Below are 21,717 nucleotides of genomic sequence, written 5' to 3'. Positions count from 1 at the left end.
GTCCGCTCCCTCGGGGAGGCGGGCCGGGCCTCCGGCGTTGGTGATCTTGAGTTTTCAACTATCAGCAGAATTTTGCAGAATACAAAGATTGCCTTATAACTGAGGCATGATCGAGGCCCGCCATCTGCGCGTCCTGCGTGCCGTCGCCCGCACCGGCTCCTTCTCCGCCGCCGCCCGTGAGCTGGGGTGTACGCAGCCCGCCATCAGCCAGCAGATGAAGGCCCTGGAGAAGTCCGTGGACACCCCGCTGGTGGTCCGCTCGGGCCGCGGGATGCAGCTCAGCGAGGCCGGACGGGTCCTGCTCAAGCATGCCACCGGAATCCTGGCCGGGCTCTCCGCCGCCGAGGAGGAGGTGGCGGCGATCGCCGGGCTGCGGGCCGGGCGGGTGCGGCTGGTGTCCTTCCCGACCGCGAGTTCCACCCTGGTGCCGCCCGCGGTCGCCCGCCTGCGGGACAGCCATCCGGGGGTGCGCGTGTCGCTGGTCGAGGCGGAGCCGCCGGAGTCGCTGGCGATGCTGCGCGGCGGCGAGTGCGAGATCGCGCTGGCCTTCCGCTACCCGCAGTCCGACGGCGCGGTCGTGCTCCCGGCGCCCGGCCACGGCACGCCGCGCGAGGCCCGGGCCGAGGCCAACCTGGAGGCGCAGCAGCTGACCGCCGGGACCGACTGGTCCGACCTGGTGGTCACCCCGCTGCTGGACGACCCGATGGTGGGCCTGCTGCCCGCCGCCCACCCGCTGGCCGGGAGGGGCGGGGCGGTGGAGCTGGCCGAGCTGGCGCGGGAGCAGTGGATCGCCGGCTGTCCGCAGTGCCGGGGGCACCTGGTGGAACTCTGCGCCGGCGCGGGCTTCGAGCCGCGGATCGACTTCGCGACGGACGACTACCCGGCGGTGGTCGGCCTGGTGGCGGCCGGACTGGGGGTGGCGGTGCTGCCGCGGCTGGCGCTGCAGTCGGTGCGTCCTGACGGCGTGTCGACGGTGCCGGTGCGGACGGCCTCCGGGGTGCCCGCGGTGCGCCAGGTGGTCGGGCTGACCCTGCCGGACCTGGCGGAGGTGCCGGCCGTCGCGCTGATGCTGGAGCGGCTGGCGGGCTCGGCCGGGGATCGCTGACGGTGGGTGACGGGGGCGCGGTGGCCCGGTGCTCACGGTGAGCGGGGCGAGCCGATCGGACGGCGATCAGGCCGAAGTGCAGCGAAGGAACGTTTCTTCACCGCGCTCATGGAGACGGGGCTAGCGCCGGGCGACCGCCGGCGGGGTCAGCGGGACCTCGACCAGCCGGTGCCGCGAGCGCCCCAGCATCTCCTCGCGCTCGTCCTCGGTCATCCCGCCCCAGACGCCGTACGGCTCCCGCACCGCCAGCGCGTGCGCCGCGCACTCGGCGATCACCGGGCAGCGCATGCAGACCTCCTTGGCGCTGGCCTCGCGCGAACTGCGCGCGGCCCCGCGCTCGCCCTCGGGGTGGAAGAAGAGCGAGCTGTCCACACCACGGCAGGCCGCGGAGAGCTGCCAGTCCCAGAGGTCCGCGTTGGGGCCGGGGAGGCGGGAGAAATCTGCCATGGCTCATTCCCTTCAGAGGCTGTCGGCCGTGGGCCGGGCGTTCGGCGGGGACTGCTGCCGAGCGGAGCGGCGGGGCTTCGATGCACTGGTGTGGACACCTGGAAATATGACTTAAGGCAACTCCATGGACAAGTCACCCACACACTGGCACAACAGTCAATGACCATACGAAAGCGATAAAAAAGGGCATAGTGGGCGCGGGCTCCGGGCGGGCGCGGGTGTGGCAAACGGGTGGCCGCCGGGGCGCGCGCCGCGCCGAATCGGTGTGCGGGTCGTGCGCCGACCGCGCGCGAGCTGCGCAAAAGTGCGGCGTGTGCACCGCGATGCGGCTGATCGGTAATGGGTTGGCCACGTACAGTGGTGGAGATGGCCCTGAAGGCCGTAACTCATTCGAGTGACGGTCGTTGGAAGTGCGGAGGCGGTTAGCGGGCGCCGGACGTCGGGAACGATCGCGGGCAAGTTGGGGCGATCAGGACGGAGTCTGTCGCCGATCGGCCGTGTCGGAGAGGTTCGTACCAGCCAGGAGGCTCAACGTGACGCGGATCAGCTGCGGAGGACGACGGTCATGACTTCCGTTCTCGTTTGCGACGATTCCCCGCTCGCCCGCGAGGCGCTTCGCCGCGCGGTCGCGACCGTACCCGGTGTGGACCGGGTCACCACCGCGACGAACGGGGAGGAGGTCCTCCGCCGCTGGGTGGCCGACCGCTCCGATCTCGTTCTGATGGACGTCCGGATGCCCGGCCTCGGCGGGGTCGAGACGGTCCGGCGGCTGCTGTCCGCCGACCCGGGCGCGCGGATCATCATGCTCACCGTCGCCGAGGACCTCGACGGTGTCGCGCTGGCGGTGGCCGCGGGCGCCCGCGGCTACCTGCACAAGGACGCCTCGCGCGCCGAACTGCGGGCCACCGTCACCCAGGCCCTCGCCGACCCGACCTGGCGGCTCGCCCCGCGCCGGCTGCGCAGCCCCGACATGGGTGCGGCGCCGACGTTGACGGCGCGTGAGATCCAGGTGCTGGAGGGCATGAGCCACGGCCGCAGCAACGCCGAGATCGGGCGCGAGCTGTTCCTGTCCGAGGACACCGTCAAGACCCACGCCCGACGGCTGTTCAAGAAGCTCGGGGCCTCCGACCGGGCGCACGCGGTGGCGCTGGGCTTCCGCTGGGGCCTGGTCCGCTGACCATCGCCGGCGCCGCCGGCTGCGGCGCGCCGTCGGGGGTTCCCGGAACGGGCGCCGCACGGGCGTGTGACGTTACGGTCCCGAGGTTGCACCATGGAGGAGTGGAGCACCTCGGGGACCAGCGGACAGGCACTGCGGCGAACCACGCAGCCGCAGGACACTCGGCGGACGGCGCGACGGACGGGACCACCACCGACGGCGGCGGGGCGGGAGGCGGCACGGTGCAGGAGGGGCCGGTGGTGCGCGGCGCGCCGTACGGTGCCGCAGCGCATAACGTTCCGGTGCACAACTCCGGACGCGGTGCCGCGTTTTCCCGCGCGACCAGGCACCATGGACCGATGCGCGACGACGTCGCCGGTGCGGCCGGCCAGGTGGACCCGGTGGAGGCCGAGCCCTCCGGTCCGGGCCACGACCCGTCGTACGCCGATCCCGGCGGCTCCGCCCCGGCCGGGCCGGGAAGGCCTCCGGTGCTCGGCACGGGCGGCTCGCCGCTGGTGGGCGAGCTGGTCGCGGCCGCGGTGCGCGGCGAGGGCCCGGCGATCGACGCGCTGCTCGCCTACGTCCACCCGCTGGCGCTGCGCTACTGCCGCGCCAAACTGGCCCGGCTGCCCGGCGGGGCCCGGCACCACGTGGACGACGTCGCGCAGGAGGTCTGCGTCGCGGTGCTCTGCGCGCTGCCCCGGTACAAGGACCAGGGGCGTCCGTTCGAGGCCTTCGTGTACGGGATCGCCGCGCACAAGATCGCCGATCTCCAGCGGGCCGCGATGCGCGGGCCCGGTTCGACCGTCGTGCCGCAGGACGACCTGCCGGAGGTGCCGGACGAGGCGCTCGGCCCGGAGGAGCGGGCACTGCTGAGCAGCGACGCGGCCTGGGCGAAGGAACTGCTCTCCAACCTGCCGGCCCGTCAGCGCGAGCTGGTGCTGCTGCGGGTGGCCGCCGGGCTGTCGGCGGAGGAGACGGGCGAGGTGCTCGGGATGTCACCCGGTGCCGTCCGGGTCGCCCAGCACCGGGCGCTCAGTCGGCTGCGGGCGCTCGCGGAGGAGTCCTCCTGATCCACGCCCTCCCGCCGTCGGCCACGGGAATGGCCCATGGGGAGGGGGTGTTGTCAAGGGCACACGAGGACACATTCGCGGTGCCAGTACCATGGGGTATCGGCGCCTGGGCGGGTTGCCAAAGTTTGACGGGTGCGCGCGGGGTTCCCTTGGAGGATCCTCCCATCGCGCCCGGCTTCGGCGGTCTGCGCGAGTGAGCGATGAATGCGCCCCCACCCTCAGGGCTCAGGGCGTGAGCGGATTAGGCCGGCCACGGAAGGTACCCCCCAAATGTCTTACAACGCCGCAGGCGTACCCGAGAAGTTCGCGATGCTCGGGCTCACGTACGACGACGTCCTGCTGCTGCCCGGGGCCTCCGAGGTGCTGCCGAACCAGGTGGACACCTCCTCCCGGGTCTCCCGGAACGTCCGCGTCAACATCCCGCTGCTCTCCGCGGCGATGGACAAGGTGACCGAGTCGCGGATGGCCATCGCGATGGCCCGCCAGGGCGGCGTGGGCGTGCTGCACCGCAACCTGTCGGTCGAGGACCAGGCCAACCAGGTCGACCTGGTGAAGCGCTCCGAGTCCGGCATGGTCACCGACCCGATCACCGTCGGCCCGGAGACCACCCTGGCCGAGGCCGACGCGCTGTGCGCCAAGTTCCGCATCTCCGGCGTGCCGATCGCCGACGAGGCGGGCAAGCTGCTCGGCATCGTCACCAACCGCGACATGGCCTTCGAGTCGGACCGCAGCCGCCAGGTCCGCGAGATCATGACCCCGATGCCGCTGATCACCGGCAAGGTCGGCATCTCGGGCGTGGACGCGATGGCGCTGCTGCGCCGCCACAAGATCGAGAAGCTGCCGCTGGTCGACGACGAGGGCCGGATCAAGGGCCTGATCACCGTCAAGGACTTCGTCAAGGCCGAGCAGTACCCGAACGCCGCCAAGGACGCCGAGGGCCGGCTGCTGGTCGGCGCCGCCGTCGGCGCCAGCGCCGAGGCGTTCGACCGGGCCCAGGCCCTGGTCGAGGCCGGTGCGGACTTCCTGGTGGTGGACACCTCGCACGGCCACAGCCACAACGCGCTGGCCTGGATCGCGAAGATCAAGTCGGCCGTCAAGATCGACGTGGTCGGCGGCAACGTGGCCACCCGGGACGGCGCCCAGGCGCTGATCGACGCCGGCGTGGACGGCGTCAAGGTCGGCGTCGGCCCCGGCTCCATCTGCACCACCCGCGTGGTCGCCGGCATCGGCGTCCCGCAGATCACCGCCATCTACGAGGCCGCGGTGGCCTGCCAGGCGGCCGGCGTGCCGGTCATCGGCGACGGTGGCCTCCAGTACTCGGGCGACATCGGCAAGGCGCTGGCCGCCGGTGCCGACACCGTGATGCTGGGCTCGCTGCTGGCCGGCTGCGAGGAGTCCCCGGGCGAGCTGATGTTCATCAACGGCAAGCAGTTCAAGTCCTACCGCGGCATGGGCTCGCTGGGCGCCATGCAGTCCCGCGGCCAGGGCCGCTCGTACTCCAAGGACCGCTACTTCCAGGCCGAGGTGGCCTCGGACGACAAGCTCGTCCCCGAGGGCATCGAGGGCCAGGTGCCCTACCGCGGCCCGCTGTCGGCCGTGCTGCACCAGCTGGTGGGCGGTCTGCGCCAGACCATGGGCTACGTCGGCGCCGCCACCGTCGCCGAGATGGAGAGCAAGGGCCGTTTCGTCCGGATCACCTCGGCGGGCCTCAAGGAGAGCCACCCGCACGACATCCAGATGACCGTCGAGGCGCCGAACTACTCGTCCCGATGACCCGATGAACGCCGAAGGGCCCGCCGTCGCGGGCCCTTCGCGCATGTCGGGGCCGTGGGCCGTCGGGGCGGGACCCGCACGGGTACGGGATACTGGTGCGGCCGGGGTGACCCGGCAGGCATGAGCAACAAAGCAGAAGGGCTCGAAGTGACTGAGATCGAGATCGGGCGAGGCAAGCGCGGCCGCCGGGCGTACGCCTTCGACGACATCGCCGTCGTCCCCAGCCGTCGTACGCGCGACCCGAAGGAGGTCTCGATCGCCTGGCAGATCGACGCCTACCGCTTCGAGCTGCCGTTCCTGGCCGCCCCGATGGACAGCGTGGTCTCGCCGCAGCAGGCCATCGCGATCGGCCGCCTCGGCGGTCTGGGCGTGCTGAACCTCGAAGGCCTGTGGACCCGCTACGAGGACCCGCAGCCGCTGCTGGACGAGATCGCCGCGATCACCGACGAGTCCACCGCGACCCGCCGGCTCCAGGAGATCTACGCGGCCCCGATCCGTGCCGAGCTGATCAAGCAGCGCATCCAGGAGGTGCGCGACTCCGGCGTGGTCACCGCCGCCGCGCTGTCGCCGCAGCGCACCGCCGAGTTCTCCAAGGCCGTGGTGGACGCCGGCGTCGACGTCTTCGTCATCCGCGGCACCACCGTCTCGGCCGAGCACGTCTCCAGCGCCGCCGAGCCGCTCAACCTCAAGCAGTTCATCTACGAGCTGGACGTCCCGGTGATCGTCGGCGGCTGCGCCACGTACACCGCGGCCCTGCACCTGATGCGGACCGGCGCGGCCGGCGTGCTGGTCGGCTTCGGCGGCGGCGCGGCCCACACCACCCGCAACGTCCTGGGCATCCAGGTGCCGATGGCGACCGCGGTGGCGGACGTGGCGGCGGCCCGCCGGGACTACATGGACGAGTCCGGCGGCCGCTACGTGCACGTGATCGCGGACGGCGGTGTCGGCTACAGCGGCGACATCCCGAAGGCGGTCGCCTGCGGCGCCGACGCGGTGATGATCGGTGCGGCGCTGGCCCGGGCGACCGACGCCCCGGGCAAGGGCTTCCACTGGGGCATGGAGGCCGTCCACGAGGAGCTGCCGCGCGGCAAGCGGGTGGACCTCGGCACGGTCGGCACCACCGAGGAGATCCTGACCGGTCCGTCGCACACCCCGGACGGGACCATGAACCTGTTCGGCGCGCTGCGGCGGGCGATGGCCACCACCGGCTACACGGAGCTCAAGGAGTTCCAGCGGGTCGAGGTCACCGTCAACCCGGCGCTCGACCACCGCTGAGGTCCGTGACGACGGAGGCCCCTGCCGGACGGCGGGGGCCTTCGGGCTTTCCGGGGGAGGAGCGGCCCCGCCGGGTCCGGGGTCAACCGCGGTCGGCGCTGCGGCGGGTGAGGAGGAATCCGCCGATCAGGGCGATGGCGTAGAAGGCGGCGTCGAGGGGCCGCAGGTCGGCGCGCCAGGCGGCGACGGTGTCGTGCAGGAGGCCGTCGGGGCCGGGGCCGTCGGCGTGCACCCGGCGGAGGTGTTCCACCAGCTGGCCGAGGAACAGGGCTCCGGCCGCGAGGAGGGCGCCGAGCGGCGGTAGTAAGCGGCCCTGGCCGCCGAGCCGGCCGAGCGGGAGGGCGACCATGCCGGCCGGGGCGATGGCCAGCCAGCCGAGGCTGTCGGCCGCCCGCAGCGGGGCACTGCCGTACGCCAGGCCGCCGAGCAGCATGGCGAACAGGGCCAGCGCCACGGCCGGCGCGGTGCGGCGGCGGGGGGTGGCCCGCGGCGCGGGCTCGGCGGGCTCGAAGCCGGCCACCGGGGCACCGGGCATGCCGGGGGCCACGTAGCCCTCGGGGGAGGCCGGGGCCGGTGCGACCGAGTAGTGCTGGGCGGTGTGCGGCCGGGCCGACGGGCCGTCAGTGCCCGGTGCGGGTGCGGTCATGGACGTCGTATCCCCCCGGGAAGACGATGAGCTGCCGAACGGTAGCAGTGGCCCGGACAGATCTTGGCGAGTTTTCGATCACAGATAGGGCACGGAGCGCCGCAACCGTTCCGGTTAGTCCCGGCTCGGTGCGGGGGGCGGGTGGTCGAGGGGCCTCCGGACAGGGGATGATGGAGGCTTGGGCGTTCGGACCCAGATCGGGCCGACGCGCCGTCATCACGACCGCCGGCAGCACATGGGGGAACGTTCCGAATGACCCAGGCGAAGGGTTCCACCGGCCGCCTCCTGGCCGGCCGCTACCGCCTGAACGGCGTGCTCGGGCGCGGCGGCATGGGCACGGTCTGGCGCGCCGAGGACGAGATGCTGGGCCGGACCGTCGCGGTCAAGGAACTGCGGATGAACGCCAGCGTCGACGAGGAGGAGAAGCACCGGCTGATCACCCGGACGCTGCGCGAGGCCAAGGCGACCGCGCGGATCCGGCACAACTCGGCGGTGACGGTCTTCGACGTGGTCGACGAGGACGACCGGCCGTGGATCGTGATGGAGCTGGTCGAGTCCCGCTCGCTGGCCGACGTGGTGCGCGAGGACGGCCCGCTGGAGCCCGCCCGGGCGGCGGAGATCGCGCTGGACGTGCTGGGCGTGCTCAGCGCGGCGCACGCGCTGGGCATCCTGCACCGGGACGTCAAGCCCTCCAACGTGCTCATCGGCGACGACGGCCGGGTGGTGCTCACCGACTTCGGCATCGCCAGCGTGGAGGGCGACGCCTCGGTCACCTCCACCGGGATGCTGGTCGGCGCGCCCTCGTACATCTCGCCGGAGCGGGCCCGCGGGCAGAAGCCCGGGCCGCCGGCCGACCTGTGGTCGCTGGGCGGCACGCTGTACGCGATGGTCGAGGGACGGCCGCCGTACGACCGGGGCTCGGCCCTGGCCACGCTGACCGCGGTGATGACCGAGGACCTGGCCTCCCCGGTGAACGCCGGGCCGCTGCTGCCGGTGATCGAGGGGCTGCTGGCGAAGGACCCGGCGGAGCGGCTGGACGCCTCGCAGACCCGGTCGATGCTCAAGCGGGTGGTCGCGGAGGCGACCGCGCGGGCCGAGTCGACCACCGAGCACGCGGTGCCGGTGAAGCCGGTGAAGCCGGCGAAGAAGGCGGCCGAGGACCCGGAGCCGGTCGCGGAGCCCTCGCCGGCGGAGTCCGGGCGGACGGAGCCGGCGAAGACGCCGGAGCCGTCGAAGCGGCCGGAGGACGGCCGCAAGCGGTCCGTGGGCGGGCTGCTGGGGACGGTCCGGGTGGGCAGCCGGGCGCAGGGCGAGGAGCCCGCGAAGGAGCCTCCCGCCGAGCCGGCGGCGGAGCCGATCCGGCCGGTGACCAGCGAGTGGAGGATGGGCGCGACCCAGGCGGCCGGGGCCGACCCGCGCACCGGCCGGCGGCGGCTGGCCATCGCGACCGTGATCGTGGTGCTGCTGCTGATCGCGGGCGTGGTCGCGGTGATCCAGGCGGTCGGCAACGGGGACGACGGCTCGAACGCCGGGGCCGGCCTGAGCGTGGACGCCACCACCCCGGTGGTGGCGACCACGGACCCGGTGTCCGGCGGGAGCGCGGAGGCCCCGGCGAGCGCGCCCGTGCCGGAGCCGACCCAGGCCGGGCCCACGCCGGCCGGGCCGGCGCCGACGGGCGAGCAGACCCCCGCCCTGCCGGACGCCCCCGCGCAGACCGCCACCGAGCCCGCCGCGCCGGTGCCGGCGCCGCCCGCACCGGCCGGGGCGGTGCCGGCCGGGTACCACGAGTACAAGGACCCGAGCGGCTTCTCGGCCGTGCTGCCGGACGGTCTGCAGCCGACCGCGTCGGAGGCCACCAAGCGGATCTTCAAGAACGCGGCCGACGGCAGTCAGCTGCGGATCGAGTGGACCACCTCGCCCAAGGGGAGCGCGGTCGCGGACTGGGAGGAGTCCGAACCCGGGCTGCGCGCCCAGGTCTCCAACTACCAGCGGGTGAACCTGGCGGCGATCACCTACCGGCAGTGGAGCAACGCGGCGGACTGGGAGTGGACCAGCGGCACGCCCCGGACCCACTCGCTCAACCGCGGCTTCGTGACCGGGACCCCGGCCAAGTACGGGTACTCGATCTACTGGATCGTCCCGGACGCCGAGTGGGCCGCGCACGCCCCGGTCCGGGACGTCGTCTTCGGCAGCTTCCAGCCCGCGCCCTGACGTGCGGGGGCGACGGGTTCAGCCGATCAGGCGCTGCTTGGCGCGGGTGAACTCGTCCTCGGTGAGCGCGCCGGAGGTGCGCAGGGCGGCCAACCGCTCCAGCTGGCCGATCAGTTGCTCGCCGGAGCCGGAGCCGGAGCCGATGGCGGCCTCGGCCGGGGCGGTGGCGGGTCCGGGCGTCCCGGCCTCGCGGGCGGCCCGGGCGGCGGCCCGGAGCTGCTCGGCGAAGAACTCGGCCTTGACCACGTCCTCGAAGCGGTGCGCGCCGGTCAGCGCCACCACCAGGAGCACTTCGCCGTTGAGCTTGGTGCGGGTCACGGTGGCGTCGGTGACGGCGGCGAGCGGAACCGGTACCGGCGGCTTCCCGTCCTTCAGGAAGAGCAGCCGGTGGGTGGTCAGCACGAGCACGCCCTTGCGGAAGTGGTCGGGGTGACGACCGGCGGTGGAGGCGACCGGCTCCTCGCCGTCGAGCACGGTCGCCCGGACGGTGCGGACGGCCTCGGCCTGGTTTGCTTTGCCGTGGTTTCCTGCCGCGTCGAGGGCGGTGTCGATCAGATCGGTCCAGTCCATGGGACCGAGCCTAAGGGAGCCGCTCAGTAGGCTGCTCGGCGAGCGAGAGGAACTGGCATGCGAGGCGGCCCGGGGCAGTTGCTGGCGGGGCGGTACCGGCTGACGGACCGTCCCGAACCGCTGCGCGCCCAGGCGGTGGACGAGCGGACCGGTGAATCGGTGCTGCTGAGCGCCCTGGAGCTACCGGGGCTGCTGACGACGGGCCAGGACCCGGAGGAGGCCGCGGCGGCGCAGGCGGACCGGCTGGTGCGCCGGGTGGCGGCGGTCGGTTCGGCCGCGCCGGCCGCCCACCCGCGGCTGTTGCGCGGGGTCGGCGCGTTCGTCGAGGGCGAGTTGCTGTGGACGGTGGAGGAGCGGCCGGCCGGGCGGACGGTGGCCGAGCTGCTCGCCGAGGGGCCGCTGCCGCCGTACCGGGCGGCCGAGTTGGCGGCGGACCTGGCCGGTGCGCTGCGGGCGCTGCACGCGGCCGGACTCACCCACGGCAACCTGACCGCGGAGTCGGTGCTGGTCTGCGAGGACGGCGCGGCGATGCTCGGCGGGCTGCTCGCCGGGGTGGCGCAGGAGGCGCTGGCCGAGGACCTCGGCGGGCCGGCCGGGCGGCGCCGGTACGAGGTGCGGGCCACCCTGGTCGGCCCGGTGGCGGAGCGCTGGCCGCTGGACGGCGGCCCGGCGGGCGACTGCTGGGCGCTCGGGGCGCTGGCGCATCGGCTGGTCACCGGCCGCTCGCCGTACCCGGAGCGGGACGTGCCGGAGCTGGTGACGGCCGTCCGGGACGGGCGACGCGAGCCCGCGGTGGTGTGCGGGCCGCTCGCGCCGCTGGTGGAGCGTCTGCTGCAGCCCGATCCGGTGCGGCGGCCGACGGCGGAGGCGGTGCGCGGGGAGCTGGCGGAGCTGCTGGCGGGGGCACCGGAGCCGGTCGACGAGGAGCGGCTGGAGTACGTCCGGAACACCGAGGGGCCGGAGGCGCCGGGGAGGGTGCGCGGGCGCGGCCGCGGGGCGGTGCGTCCCCGTGCGGGAAGGAGTGCCCGAAAGGGCGGGGACGGCGGGGACTTCGGGGCGGGGAAGGCGGCGAAACCGCCGCGGATACCCCCCGCCCTATTGGGTCCGCTACTGGTGGGCGGAGTGTTTGTGCTGCTCGTGTCGGGAATTGCCGCAGTGGTGCTGTTCGCGGGCTGACGGCCCGTGCGGATTCCGGTCTTCAGGTCCAGGGGGTGGGCGTGATTACCGGGGGCGGCAAGGTGCGCCTAATGTGTGCGTGGGATTTGTTCGAACAGTGGTCTGCACCAGGCCCTCCGTCACGGTGGCGGCAGGCGGAATGTGTGGGGGAGCGGGCGCAGATGGGCGTGCAGGACGGGCCGGAGGCGGCCGAGGCGGAGCGGTTGCTGGCCGGGCGGTACGAGCTCGGCGAGCGGCTCGGCCGGGGCGGCATGGGCACGGTCTGGCGGGCCTGGGACCGGATGCTCGACCGCGAGGTCGCGGTCAAGGAGCTGACCGTCAACCACCTGCCCGAGGAGGACCTGCAGATCCTGCACACCCGGATGAAGCGCGAGGCCAGCGCGGCCGCGCGGATCAAGCACCCCGGCGTGATCACCGTGCACGACGTGCTGGAGCAGGACGGCCGGCCGTGGATCGTGATGGAGCTGGTCGACGGCCGCTCGCTGGCCGACGTGATCAGCCAGGACGGCACCCTGCAGCCGCGCGCCGCCGCCGAGGTCGGCGGCCAGGTGCTGGCCGCGCTGCACCGCGGCCATCAGCTGGGCGTGCTGCACCGGGACGTGAAGCCCGCCAACGTGCTGCTGGAGCGGGGCACCGGACGGGTGGTGCTGCTGGACTTCGGGATCGCCAAGTACGAGGGCTCGACCGAGCTGACCCGGCCGGGCGACCTGGTCGGCTCGCCGGACTACCTGGCACCGGAGCGCGCCCAGGGCGAGCGGCCCGGGCCGGCCTCCGACCTGTGGGGCCTCGGGGCGACGCTGTACGCGGCGGTCGAGGGCCAGTCGCCGTTCCGCCGGGACTCGCCGATCACCACGCTCGCCGCGGTGGTGGACGAGCCGCTGCCGGAGCCGCGGCGGGCCGGGCCGCTGGGGCCGGTGCTGTCCGCGCTGATGGCGAAGGACCCGGCCGAGCGGCCGACCGCGGACGAGGCGGCCCGGATGCTGGCCGAGGTGCGGGCCGGGCACACGATGGGCCTCAAGACGGTCGCGCCGGTGCGCATGCCCACCCAGTCGGTGCCGGTGGTGGACCGCAGCGAGGCTCCCGAGGAGGCCGCCGCGGAGCCGGCCTCGGGGGCCGAGGAGCCGACCGAGCCGCAGGCGTCCGCGGCCGTTCCCGCCGTCCAGGACACCTCCGGGGGCGCTCGGACCACCGCCCAGGCGCCCACCGAGCCGGTCGCGCCGGTGGCGCACCCCGTCACGCCCGCGCGCGGACCGGCCAAGCGCCGCAACCTGCTGAAGATCGTCGGCATCGCGGCGGCCGTCGGCCTGCTGGCCGCCGCGGGCACCTTCTTCGCCACCCGGAGCGCGGTGCACAACGGCGGCGGCGCCATCGACGACCCGATACCGACCGGATCCGCCGAGACCACCGGACCGGCGCCCACCGGCGAGCCCTCCGGCGACGCCGGTGCCGCGGCGCCGCCGCCCAGCGGCTACCGCTGGGTCGACGACCCGGCCGGCTTCCGCTTCCCGCTGCCCACCGGGACCCCGCCCTGGCAGCGGATCAGCTCCGGGGACAACCAGATCTTCTACACCCCCGACAACAAGCAGCACTACCTCCAGTTCGCCGTCACCGTCGGCCAGTCGGTCAAGCCGCTGGAGCACATGCGGCAGATGGAGACCACCGTCTCCAAGTCCCTCAAGGACTACAAGCAGCACCGGATGGCCGGCACGGCGGTGAAGGGCCAGGAGGCGGCGGTCTGGGAGTTCAGCTACCTGGCCAAGGAGGGCGGTCGCCGGCGCGCGATCGAGACCGAGTTCATCGGCCAGGACGGCACCAGCTACGCGATCTACTCGTCCAGCCCGGAGAAGGGCAACGAGTGGAACGAGGCCGAGCAGCGCTTCTACGCGGTGCTCAACAACTTCGCGCCGACCCGCTGACGGACGCCCGCGCTCGCGGGCGCGAGTCCGCTTTCACCCGACTGCGGCAGATTCTTGTTACCGACGGGTACCGGACCGGCCGCCGAACGCCTAGGCTGCGCCGTATGTCGGACCTCACAGCAGACGCAGTGGCCACCGGACACCCCGGCGCCGGCAACCCGGCCGCCCCCGGCGGCGGGCGGACCGTCGCGACGGCCGTCCCGCCGTCCCTGGTCGCCAGGCTGGTCGCCGGTGTCACCGCCACCGGTGAGCCCGACCTGGTGGAGACCGTCGCCCCGCTGACCGGTGAACGGCTGGCCAGCCTCCCGCAGTCCACCCCGGCCGACGTCGAGGTCGCCTTCCAGCTGGCCCGCCGCGCCCAGCCGGCCTGGGCCGCGCTGCCGGTGCGCCGTCGCGCCGCCGTCCTGCTGCGCTTCCACGACCTGCTGCTCAAGCGGCAGGACGAGGTGCTGGACGTCATCCAGGCGGAGACCGGCAAGGCCCGGCTGCACGCCTTCGAGGAGGTGGCGGCCGTCGCCATGGCCGCCCGGCACTACGGGCGGGCCGCGCACGGGTACCTCAGGGACAAGCGGCGCGGCGGCGCGCTGCCGGTGCTCACCCACGCCGTCGAGGCCCGCCGGCCCAAGGGCGTGATCGGCCACATCTCGCCGTGGAACTACCCGCTGGAGCTGTCCGTCGGCGACGCCCTGCCCGCCTTCGTGGCCGGCAACGCGGTGGTCAACAAGCCCGACACCCAGACCGCGCTGACCGCGCTGTGGGCCCGGGACCTGCTGGTCGAGGCCGGACTGCCGGCCGACCTGTGGCAGGTCGTGATCGGCGACGGCCCGGTGATCGGCCCCGCCGTGGTGGAGCACGCCGACTACGTCTCGTTCACCGGCTCCACCCGCACCGGCCGCGACGTCGCCCAGCGGGCCGCCGCCCGGCTGATCGGCGCCTCGCTCGAACTCGGCGGCAAGAACGCCATGCTGGTGCTCGCCGACGCCGACCTCGACGCGGCCGCCGAGGGTGCCGTCCGGGCCTGCTTCTCCTCCGCCGGACAGCTGTGCATCTCGATCGAGCGGCTGCTGGTGCACCGCTCGGTGGCCGACGAGTTCCTGGAGCGCTTCGCCGCCCGCACCCGGGCGCTCCGCCTCGGCGGCGGCCTCGCCTACGGCGCCGACATGGGCTCGCTGGTCTCCGTCCGCCAGCTGGAGACCACCGGCCGGCACGTCGAGGAGGCGGTCAAGGCGGGCGCCACCGTGGTGGCCGGCGGGCGCGCCCGGCCGGACCTCGGCCCGTTCTTCTACGAGCCGACCATCCTGGACGGCGTCACCCCGGAGATGGCGGTCTGTGCCGAGGAGACCTTCGGCCCGGTCGTCTCCGTCTACCGCTTCGACACCGAGGAGGAGGCGGTGGCCGCCGCCAACTCCACGCCGTACGGCCTGAACTCCAGCGTCTGGACCAGGGACCAGCGGCGCGGCCGGACGGTGGCGGCCCGGCTGCGCACCGGCACGGTCAACGTCAACGAGGCGTACGCCGCCACCTACGGTTCGGTCGGCGCGCCGATGGGCGGCATGGGCGACTCCGGGCTGGGCCGGCGGCACGGGGCCGAGGGCATCCTGCGCTTCACCGAGGCGCAGACCATCGCGACCCAGCGGCTGATGCCGATCGCGCCCTCGTTCGGCCTGGACGACAAGCAGTTCGCCGCCCTGATGACCGGCGGGCTGCGGGCGCTCAAGGCGCTGCGCTTCAAGTAGGTCCCGGCCGGCCGGTCCCACGGCTCGGAGCCCCGGGCCGGACCCCGGCGGCACGCGGGGCCCCGCCCTCCGGCGGGGCCCGACTCGCGGTACCCACAGGCAGGTTCATCCGGCGAAGGAGCGGTGGCAGATGGCGGAGTCCGACGGCGCGGCGGAGTTCGACTACGACGTGGTGGTGGTCGGGTCCGGATTCGGCGGTTCGGTCGCGGCCCTGCGGCTGACCGAGAAGGGCTACCGGGTCGCCGTCCTGGAGGCCGGGCGGCGCTTCGAACGGGACGAACTGCCCCGGAACTCCTGGGACCTGTCGAACTACCTGTGGGCGCCGCGGCTCGGGCTGTACGGCATCCAGCGCATCCACCTGCTGGCCAACGTGCTGATCCTGGCCGGCGCCGGGGTCGGCGGCGGTTCGCTGAACTACGCCAACACCCTGTACGTGCCGCCGAAGGCCTTCTTCGAGGACCGGCAGTGGCGCCACATCACCGACTGGCAGCAGGAGTTGGCGCCGTTCTACGACCAGGCGCAGCGGATGCTCGGGGTCCGGCTCAACCCGACCGTCACCCCCTCCGACGTCCACCTCAAGGCGGCCGCCGAGCGGATGGGCGTCGGAGACACCTTCCACATGGCGCCGGTCGGGGTCTTCTTCGGGGACGGCGAGGACACCGACGGCACGGCCGGGGGCGCGCCCGGCGAGGAGGTCGCCGACCCGTACTTCGGCGGCGCCGGCCCGGCCCGCAAGGCCTGCGTGGAGTGCGGCGAGTGCATGACCGGCTGCCGGCACGGCGCCAAGAACACGCTCACCGAGAACTACCTGCACCTGGCCGAGGCGGGGGGCGCGGAGATCCACCCGCTCACCACCGTCGCCCGGATCCGGGAGGCCGGCGGCGGCTACGCCGTGGACGTGCGCCGCACCGACTCCCGGTCGAGGACCGACCGGGTCAAGGCGGGCGCGCGGACCATCACCGCCGCCCGGGTGGTCGTCGCGGCCGGCACCTACGGCACCCAGTCGCTGCTGCACCGGATGCGGGACGCCGGCCACCTGCCCCGGATCTCGGCCCGGCTGGGCGAGCTGACCCGCACCAACTCCGAGGCGCTGGTCGGCGCGCAGACCACCGACCGGCGCTACGGCACCCGGGCGGACTTCACCAAGGGCGTGGCGATCACCTCCTCGATCCACCCGGACGCCAACACCCACATCGAGCCGGTCCGCTACGGCAAGGGCTCCAACGCGATGGGCGCGCTGTCCATCGCTCAGGTCAAGGGCGGCGGCAAGGGCCCGCGCTGGCTGCGCTACCTGGGCACCTCGGCGATCCACCCGGTGAACTTCGTCCGCTCGATGAACCAGCACCGCTGGTCCGAGAAGACGATCATCGGCCTGGTGATGCAGTCGCTGGACAACTCGATCACCGTCTCGCTGAAGAAGGGCCCGCTGGGCAAGCCGCGGCTCACCTCCGCCCAGGGCCACGGCGCCCCCAACCCGACCTGGATCCCGGCCGCGGAGAAGGGAGCCCAGGCGCTGGCCGACGAGATCAACGGCTTCGCGGGCAGCACCGTCGGCGAGATCTTCGACATCCCGATGACGGCGCACTTCCTCGGCGGCTGCCCGATCGGCGACGCCCCCGAGACCGGGGTGGTGGACCCGTACCACCGGCTGTACGGGTACCCCGGGATCAGCGTGGTGGACGGCTCGGCCGTCTCGGCCAACCTGGGCGTCAACCCCTCGCTCACCATCACCGCGCAGGCCGAGCGCGCCATGTCGATGTGGCCGAACAAGGGGGAGGCGGACCGGCGCCCGGCGCAGGACGAGGGGTACCGGCGGGTCGCGGCGGTGGCGCCGGTGCGGCCGGCCGTGCCGGAAGGCGCGTTCGGCGCGCTCCGGCTGCCGCTGCTGCCGGTCCCGGAGGTCCCGAAGAAGCGCGGCTGAGCCCGGCCGACCGGCCGATCCGGTGGCCCCGGTTCCCGGTTGACAGCCGTTCGATCCGATGGGATAAACGGGCTCCCTGGGCGCCAGGGACTCGTCGAGCGGGGGGAACGCGGGCATGGCCGACTGCACGTCGTGCGGGGAGACTCCGGAGGAGGGAGCGGCGGCCTGCGGTTCGTGCGGGCGGCCGCTGACCCCGCCGCCTCCGCTGCCTCCGCCGCCGTCGGCTCCGCCCGGGCACCTGCCGCCTCCGCCGCCGTCCGCTCCGCCCGGGCACCTGCCGCCGCCCGGCCCGGGCCACCCGCCCGTCGCCGGGCCGCCCGCGGTGGGCGACTGGGGCGGCGGGAAGCCGTACGCCCCGTCGGCCGGGCCCTCGCCGGTGATGCGCTGGCTGACCGGATCGGACTGGCGCCCGGCGCTCCGGGCCGCGGTCGCCCCGACTGCCGTGCTGCTCCTGACGGCGCTGATCACGGCCGTCCCGAGCGACTACGACTACGACACGTTCGTCGCCTCACCCGGCTTCGGCGACCGTTTCGGCACGGCGCTGGCGATGACGCTGAACGCGTTCGGCGCGCCGTTCCGGCTGGTCGGGCACTCGATGTCCAGGCTCGGCAGCCAGGCCGACCTGGAGCTGGCGTTCCGGGTGCTGCCGATGACCGTCACCCTGCTCTGGTCGCTGGCGCTCTGGCTCGGCCTGCGGGCCGGGGTCCGTCGGCGCAAGGCGGCCGGCGCCCAGCTGACCCGGGCCCAGGCCGGTGGCGAGGCGCTGCGCACCGCCGTGGTGCTGGCGGGGGTGGCGCTGCTGCTCGGACTGGCCGGAGGGACGACCTGGCAGTCGGAGCCCCGGTTCGGCCTCGACGCCGGCTACCCGCTCCCGGGCTCCGGCGTGAGCTTCGGCGCGGACTCGGGCTGGATCGAGGCGGTCGGGTGGACCGCCCTGCTGGCCGCCGCGCTGGCCTTCACCGTCTACGGCACCGACGCCCTGCGCTGGGCGGCCTGGCGCAGCCGGGCGGTGCGCGGCTGGGCGGTGGCCGCGCTGACCGCGGGCCAGGCGCTGGCGCTCTCGGTCGGCCTGGGCGCGCTGGCGGCCTTCGTGCTGATCGCGGCGAATGGCGAGGACGGCGTGGAGACGGTGCTCTCGCTCGCCTTCCTGCCCAATCTGGGCCTGCTCCTGCTCGGGTTCGGCTCGGGGGCGACCTGGCGGGTGCGCTTCGGGATGTCCGACCAGGACACGAGCTGGGGCGACGGCGACAGTGGCCTGGAGATCTCGTTCTTCGACCTGCGGGACGTGACCGCCGACTGGCGCTGGAGCGGCCTGCTGGCGCTCGCCGCGGCCGGCCTGCTGGGCTGGGCGGCGTACCGGCGGCGGCTGGACGCGGCCGACCGGCTCCGGCTGGCGGTCGTGTACGCCGCGGTGCTCACCGCGCTGACGGCGGTGGCCGGTGCGCGGATGACCAGGACGATGTCGATGCCGGGCTGGCCCGGGTCGGACCGGGTGGACGCGTCCCAGGAAACCTCGGCCGGGCTGGTGTTCGTCAGCTTGCTGCTGGCCAACCTGGTCTGGGCGCTGGTCGGCGCGGTGCTGGTGCCGCCGCTGCTGGCGGCCGTCCGGGGCCGGGGCGTGGGCGCGCCGCACACCGCCGTGCCGTACGCCGAGTCGCCGTTCGCGGCGGCCCGGGGCGTCGCGGCCGGGGCCGCCGGGCCGGAGGACGCCGGGGCCGGTCGCACCGGGGGGTACCCGCAGGTGCCGCCGCAGGTGCCGTACGCGACGCCGGCGCGGGGTGTGCCGGCGCGGGGCGGTCCGCCGGGGGGCGCGCCGTACGGCGCCGGGAGCGGCGTGGGCGAGGTGGGTGAGGTGGGCGAGGTGCTCGAATCGCACCGGGCGCCGACCGCTCAGCCGACCGCTCAGCCGACCGCTCAGCCGACCGCTCAGCCGGCCGCTCCGGCGGGTGGGACGCGGGCGCCGGGTGCGGTGCCGCCGCCCCCGGAACAGGAACCGGTCGACCCGAGCGTCTGGCGCGAGCACCCCTGATCACGTCCCCGGGACCGCCGCGGCCCGGACAGGGCAAAGGGCCCCGCGGGGGAACGGGGCCCTTTGTCGGTCAGCACCGGCGTCAGGGCCGCGCCGGTGCTGGGGTGACGGCGCCGGGGGGAGGAGCGCCGTCGTGTCGGTTGGCTTCGGGTGCGACGTGCCGCGCCGTGCGCCGTGCGGCTCCGGCGTGGGTGGCCGGCCGCGCGGGGCGCGCACGCCCGCGCGGAGCGGGTCGGCGCGTAGGTCTGCGCCGGTCCTGCGCTCACGGAGCGTGAACTGAAACCGCTGCCGTCTCCCTGCGGCACGGTTGCGGAGACATCGTCGCGGGACTCCTCGGTGGGCCGCGAGGCGCCGGGAGTACCGCTTACAACGAGCATCGTGCTGGACGAAGGGCTCGCTCTGCAACCGGTTCGGCGCAGTTCGGCACAGAGCATTTGCCGTCGGGGCCGCCGTCGATGATCACGGTGCGTAGTGGCTCGAATGGTTGCGGCGCACGGGGACACGCGTAGCGGCGCGGGCGGGACGGGGGAGTGCGCCGGGGCGTGCACCGGATCGGACCGGGGGTGCGACGGCCGGCCCCGGGCGTCCCCGGACCCCGGCCGTCCCACCACTCGGCCCAGTCGCGGCCGGGGTCGCTGTCCCCTGCTGGCCGGCCGCGGCACCCGCGCACGGTCCCACGGAGCCGCGCGCCCGGCGGGCCGGGCGGCGGCGCCACGTGCGCCGGTGGACTGGGGTGGAGCTCCACGCGTGGTCCTGCTGCCGTACGGCGGTGCCCCCGCGGGGGCGGTTCGGCGTGTCTGGCGGACGCGGCGAGGCCGTACGTTCGTCAGAAGCAACGAACCGCCGCCCCGCGCGGTCACGGTCCGTTGGACGTGCAGACGAGTGAAACCGGACAGCCCGGTAGAATCGGTGTTCAGACACCCCACACCGTCCGCCGCCGCAGCCCCCCGCCAGGGAGGCGGCCACGCGCGACACCTCGTTACCGCTGCCGGAAGGCCGTCCGTGTCCTCTGCAATTCCCGTCCAGTCCGCGCCGGACAACGACCCCGTACTGGTGGTCGACTTCGGCGCCCAGTACGCCCAGCTCATCGCCCGTCGGGTGCGTGAGGCGCGGGTCTACAGCGAGATCGTGCCGAGCAGCATGCCGGTCGCCGAGATGCTCGCCAAGAACCCCAAGGCGATCATCCTCTCCGGCGGTCCGTCGTCGGTCTACGAAGAGGGCGCGCCGCAGATCGACCGCGCGGTCTTCGAGGCCGGTGTCCCGGTCTTCGGCATGTGCTACGGCTTCCAGCTGATGGCGAAGAGCCTCGGCGGCACCGTCGACAACAACGGCGCCCGCGAGTACGGCCGCACCCCGCTGACCGTCTCCCGCCCCGGCTCCACCCTGTTCGAGGGCGTCCCGGCGCAGCACTCGGTGTGGATGTCGCACGGCGACGCCTGCTCCGCCGCCCCGGAGGGCTTCAGCGTCACCGCCTCCACCGACCTGGTCCCGGTCGCGGCGTTCGAGAACGACGAGGCCCGGCTGTACGGCGTCCAGTACCACCCCGAGGTGCTGCACTCCGACCACGGCCAGCAGATCCTGGAGCACTTCCTCTACCGTGGCGCCGGCATCGCGCCGACCTGGACCACCGGCAGCGTGGTCGAGGAGCAGATCGCCCTGATCCGCGAGCAGGTCGGCGACAAGCGCGCGGTCTGCGGCCTGTCCGGCGGCGTGGACTCCGCGGTGGCGGCCGCTCTGGTCAACAAGGCCATCGGCGACCGGCTGACCTGCGTCTACGTCGACCACGGCCTGATGCGCAAGGGCGAGACCGAGCAGGTCGAGAAGGACTTCGTGGCCGCCACCGGCGTCCAGCTGAAGGTCGTCGACGCCTCCGAGCGCTTCCTGAACGCGCTGAAGGGCGTCTCCGACCCGGAGCAGAAGCGCAAGATCATCGGCCGCGAGTTCATCCGCGTGTTCGAGCAGGCCCAGGCCGAGATCGTCGCCGAGGCCGGCGAGCACGGCGAGTCGGTCGACTTCCTGGTCCAGGGCACCCTGTACCCGGACGTGGTGGAGTCCGGCGGCGGCGAGGGCACCGCCAACATCAAGTCCCACCACAACGTCGGCGGCCTGCCCGAGGACCTCCAGTTCCAGCTGGTCGAGCCGCTGCGCAAGCTGTTCAAGGACGAGGTCCGGATGGTCGGCCAGGAGCTCGGCCTGCCGGACGAGATCGTCCAGCGCCAGCCGTTCCCGGGCCCGGGCCTGGGCATCCGGATCGTCGGCGAGGTCACCAAGGAGCGCCTGGACCTGCTCCGCGACGCCGACGCGATCGCCCGCGAGGAGCTGACCGCGGCCGGTCTGGACCGCGAGATCTGGCAGTGCCCGGTCGTGCTGCTCGCCGACGTCCGCAGCGTGGGCGTGCAGGGTGACGGCCGCACCTACGGCCACCCGATCGTGCTGCGCCCGGTCTCGTCCGAGGACGCCATGACCGCCGACTGGTCGCGCCTGCCGTACGACGTGCTGGCGAAGATCTCCACCCGGATCACCAACGAGGTCCGCGACGTGAACCGCGTCGTCGTCGACGTCACCAGCAAGCCGCCGGGCACCATCGAGTGGGAGTGACCGCTCCCGCCGGCCGCCGTGGCGTGATTTCGCACTGAGGCCGAAGCCTGAACGGCCGCGCCGTCGTTCCCGTAGTGGAGGGAGC

Annotated in this window: 15 protein-coding genes; 12 read left to right on the top strand and 3 right to left on the bottom strand. The window is 74.1% G+C overall.

Annotated features, from left to right (window positions below):
- Positions 1-106 precede the first annotated feature (106 nt).
- The gene (locus tag ACFRMQ_RS18525; RefSeq protein ID WP_380731533.1) at positions 107-1,105 is read left to right on the top strand and encodes a LysR family transcriptional regulator; all 999 of its coding nucleotides are present in this window, start codon (positions 107-109) and stop codon (positions 1,103-1,105) included.
- A gap of 120 nt (positions 1,106-1,225) precedes the next feature.
- Here ACFRMQ_RS18525 and ACFRMQ_RS18520 read toward each other — a convergent pair whose 3' ends face one another.
- The gene (locus ACFRMQ_RS18520) at positions 1,226-1,552 is read right to left on the bottom strand and encodes a WhiB family transcriptional regulator (protein ID WP_350735776.1); all 327 of its coding nucleotides are present in this window, start codon (positions 1,550-1,552) and stop codon (positions 1,226-1,228) included.
- Positions 1,553-2,117: 565 nt separating this feature from the next.
- On the opposite strand from ACFRMQ_RS18520, the gene ACFRMQ_RS18515 reads away from it, so the two are divergent.
- From ACFRMQ_RS18515 to ACFRMQ_RS18500, 4 genes are all read left to right on the top strand, one after another.
- Positions 2,118-2,729, top strand: coding sequence for a response regulator transcription factor (locus ACFRMQ_RS18515; protein ID WP_014136228.1), 612 nt, complete (start codon positions 2,118-2,120; stop codon positions 2,727-2,729).
- Positions 2,730-3,067: 338 nt separating this feature from the next.
- On the top strand, positions 3,068-3,781 hold the full coding sequence (locus ACFRMQ_RS18510) for a sigma-70 family RNA polymerase sigma factor (RefSeq protein ID WP_380731532.1): 714 nt from the start codon (positions 3,068-3,070) through the stop codon (positions 3,779-3,781).
- 270 nt (positions 3,782-4,051) lie between these two features.
- Positions 4,052-5,554 carry an IMP dehydrogenase gene (guaB, locus tag ACFRMQ_RS18505; RefSeq protein WP_380699640.1) on the top strand — a complete coding sequence of 501 codons (1,503 nt, stop codon included), beginning with the start codon at positions 4,052-4,054 and terminating at the stop codon, positions 5,552-5,554.
- Positions 5,555-5,701: 147 nt separating this feature from the next.
- A complete protein-coding gene (locus tag ACFRMQ_RS18500; protein ID WP_380649231.1) occupies positions 5,702-6,829 on the top strand; it encodes a GuaB3 family IMP dehydrogenase-related protein in 1,128 nt (375 codons plus the stop codon).
- Between the two features lie 82 nt (positions 6,830-6,911).
- Here ACFRMQ_RS18500 and ACFRMQ_RS18495 read toward each other — a convergent pair whose 3' ends face one another.
- Positions 6,912-7,475: a hypothetical protein gene (locus tag ACFRMQ_RS18495; protein ID WP_380731531.1), complete on the bottom strand. Its 564-nt coding sequence runs from the start codon at positions 7,473-7,475 to the stop codon at positions 6,912-6,914.
- A 252-nt stretch (positions 7,476-7,727) separates the two neighbouring features.
- On the opposite strand from ACFRMQ_RS18495, the gene ACFRMQ_RS18490 reads away from it, so the two are divergent.
- Positions 7,728-9,686 carry a protein kinase gene (locus ACFRMQ_RS18490; protein WP_380731530.1) on the top strand — a complete coding sequence of 653 codons (1,959 nt, stop codon included), beginning with the start codon at positions 7,728-7,730 and terminating at the stop codon, positions 9,684-9,686.
- Between the two features lie 18 nt (positions 9,687-9,704).
- On the opposite strand, the gene ACFRMQ_RS18485 is transcribed toward ACFRMQ_RS18490, so the two are convergent.
- Entirely contained in the window at positions 9,705-10,256 is a 552-nt protein-coding gene (locus ACFRMQ_RS18485) for an SHOCT domain-containing protein (protein ID WP_380731529.1), read from the bottom strand.
- A 57-nt stretch (positions 10,257-10,313) separates the two neighbouring features.
- Here ACFRMQ_RS18485 and ACFRMQ_RS18480 point away from each other — a divergent pair, with 57 nt between their 5' ends.
- From ACFRMQ_RS18480 to guaA, 6 genes are all read left to right on the top strand, one after another.
- Complete coding sequence (locus tag ACFRMQ_RS18480; RefSeq protein ID WP_380731528.1) at positions 10,314-11,432, top strand: protein kinase; 1,119 nt, start codon at positions 10,314-10,316, stop codon at positions 11,430-11,432.
- A gap of 161 nt (positions 11,433-11,593) precedes the next feature.
- On the top strand, positions 11,594-13,348 hold the full coding sequence (locus ACFRMQ_RS18475) for a protein kinase (RefSeq protein WP_380731527.1): 1,755 nt from the start codon (positions 11,594-11,596) through the stop codon (positions 13,346-13,348).
- A 104-nt stretch (positions 13,349-13,452) separates the two neighbouring features.
- Positions 13,453-15,084: a succinic semialdehyde dehydrogenase gene (locus tag ACFRMQ_RS18470; protein ID WP_380731526.1), complete on the top strand. Its 1,632-nt coding sequence runs from the start codon at positions 13,453-13,455 to the stop codon at positions 15,082-15,084.
- Positions 15,085-15,214: 130 nt separating this feature from the next.
- The gene (locus ACFRMQ_RS18465; RefSeq protein ID WP_380731525.1) at positions 15,215-17,005 is read left to right on the top strand and encodes a GMC oxidoreductase; all 1,791 of its coding nucleotides are present in this window, start codon (positions 15,215-15,217) and stop codon (positions 17,003-17,005) included.
- Between the two features lie 115 nt (positions 17,006-17,120).
- Positions 17,121-19,034 (top strand): PT domain-containing protein, encoded by a 1,914-nt coding sequence (locus ACFRMQ_RS18460; RefSeq protein ID WP_380731524.1) that lies wholly within the window; start codon positions 17,121-17,123, stop codon positions 19,032-19,034.
- 1,002 nt (positions 19,035-20,036) lie between these two features.
- Positions 20,037-21,632, top strand: a complete 1,596-nt coding sequence (gene guaA / locus ACFRMQ_RS18455; RefSeq protein ID WP_380731523.1) for a glutamine-hydrolyzing GMP synthase — start codon at positions 20,037-20,039, stop codon at positions 21,630-21,632.
- Positions 21,633-21,717: the final 85 nt, after the last annotated feature.

The organism is Kitasatospora sp. NPDC056783 (genome assembly GCF_042789895.1).
Classification (GTDB): Bacteria; Actinomycetota; Actinomycetes; order Streptomycetales; family Streptomycetaceae; genus Kitasatospora.
The sequence above is the reverse complement of the archived record's forward strand: the minus strand, read 5'-3'. Positions and strand labels throughout refer to the sequence as shown.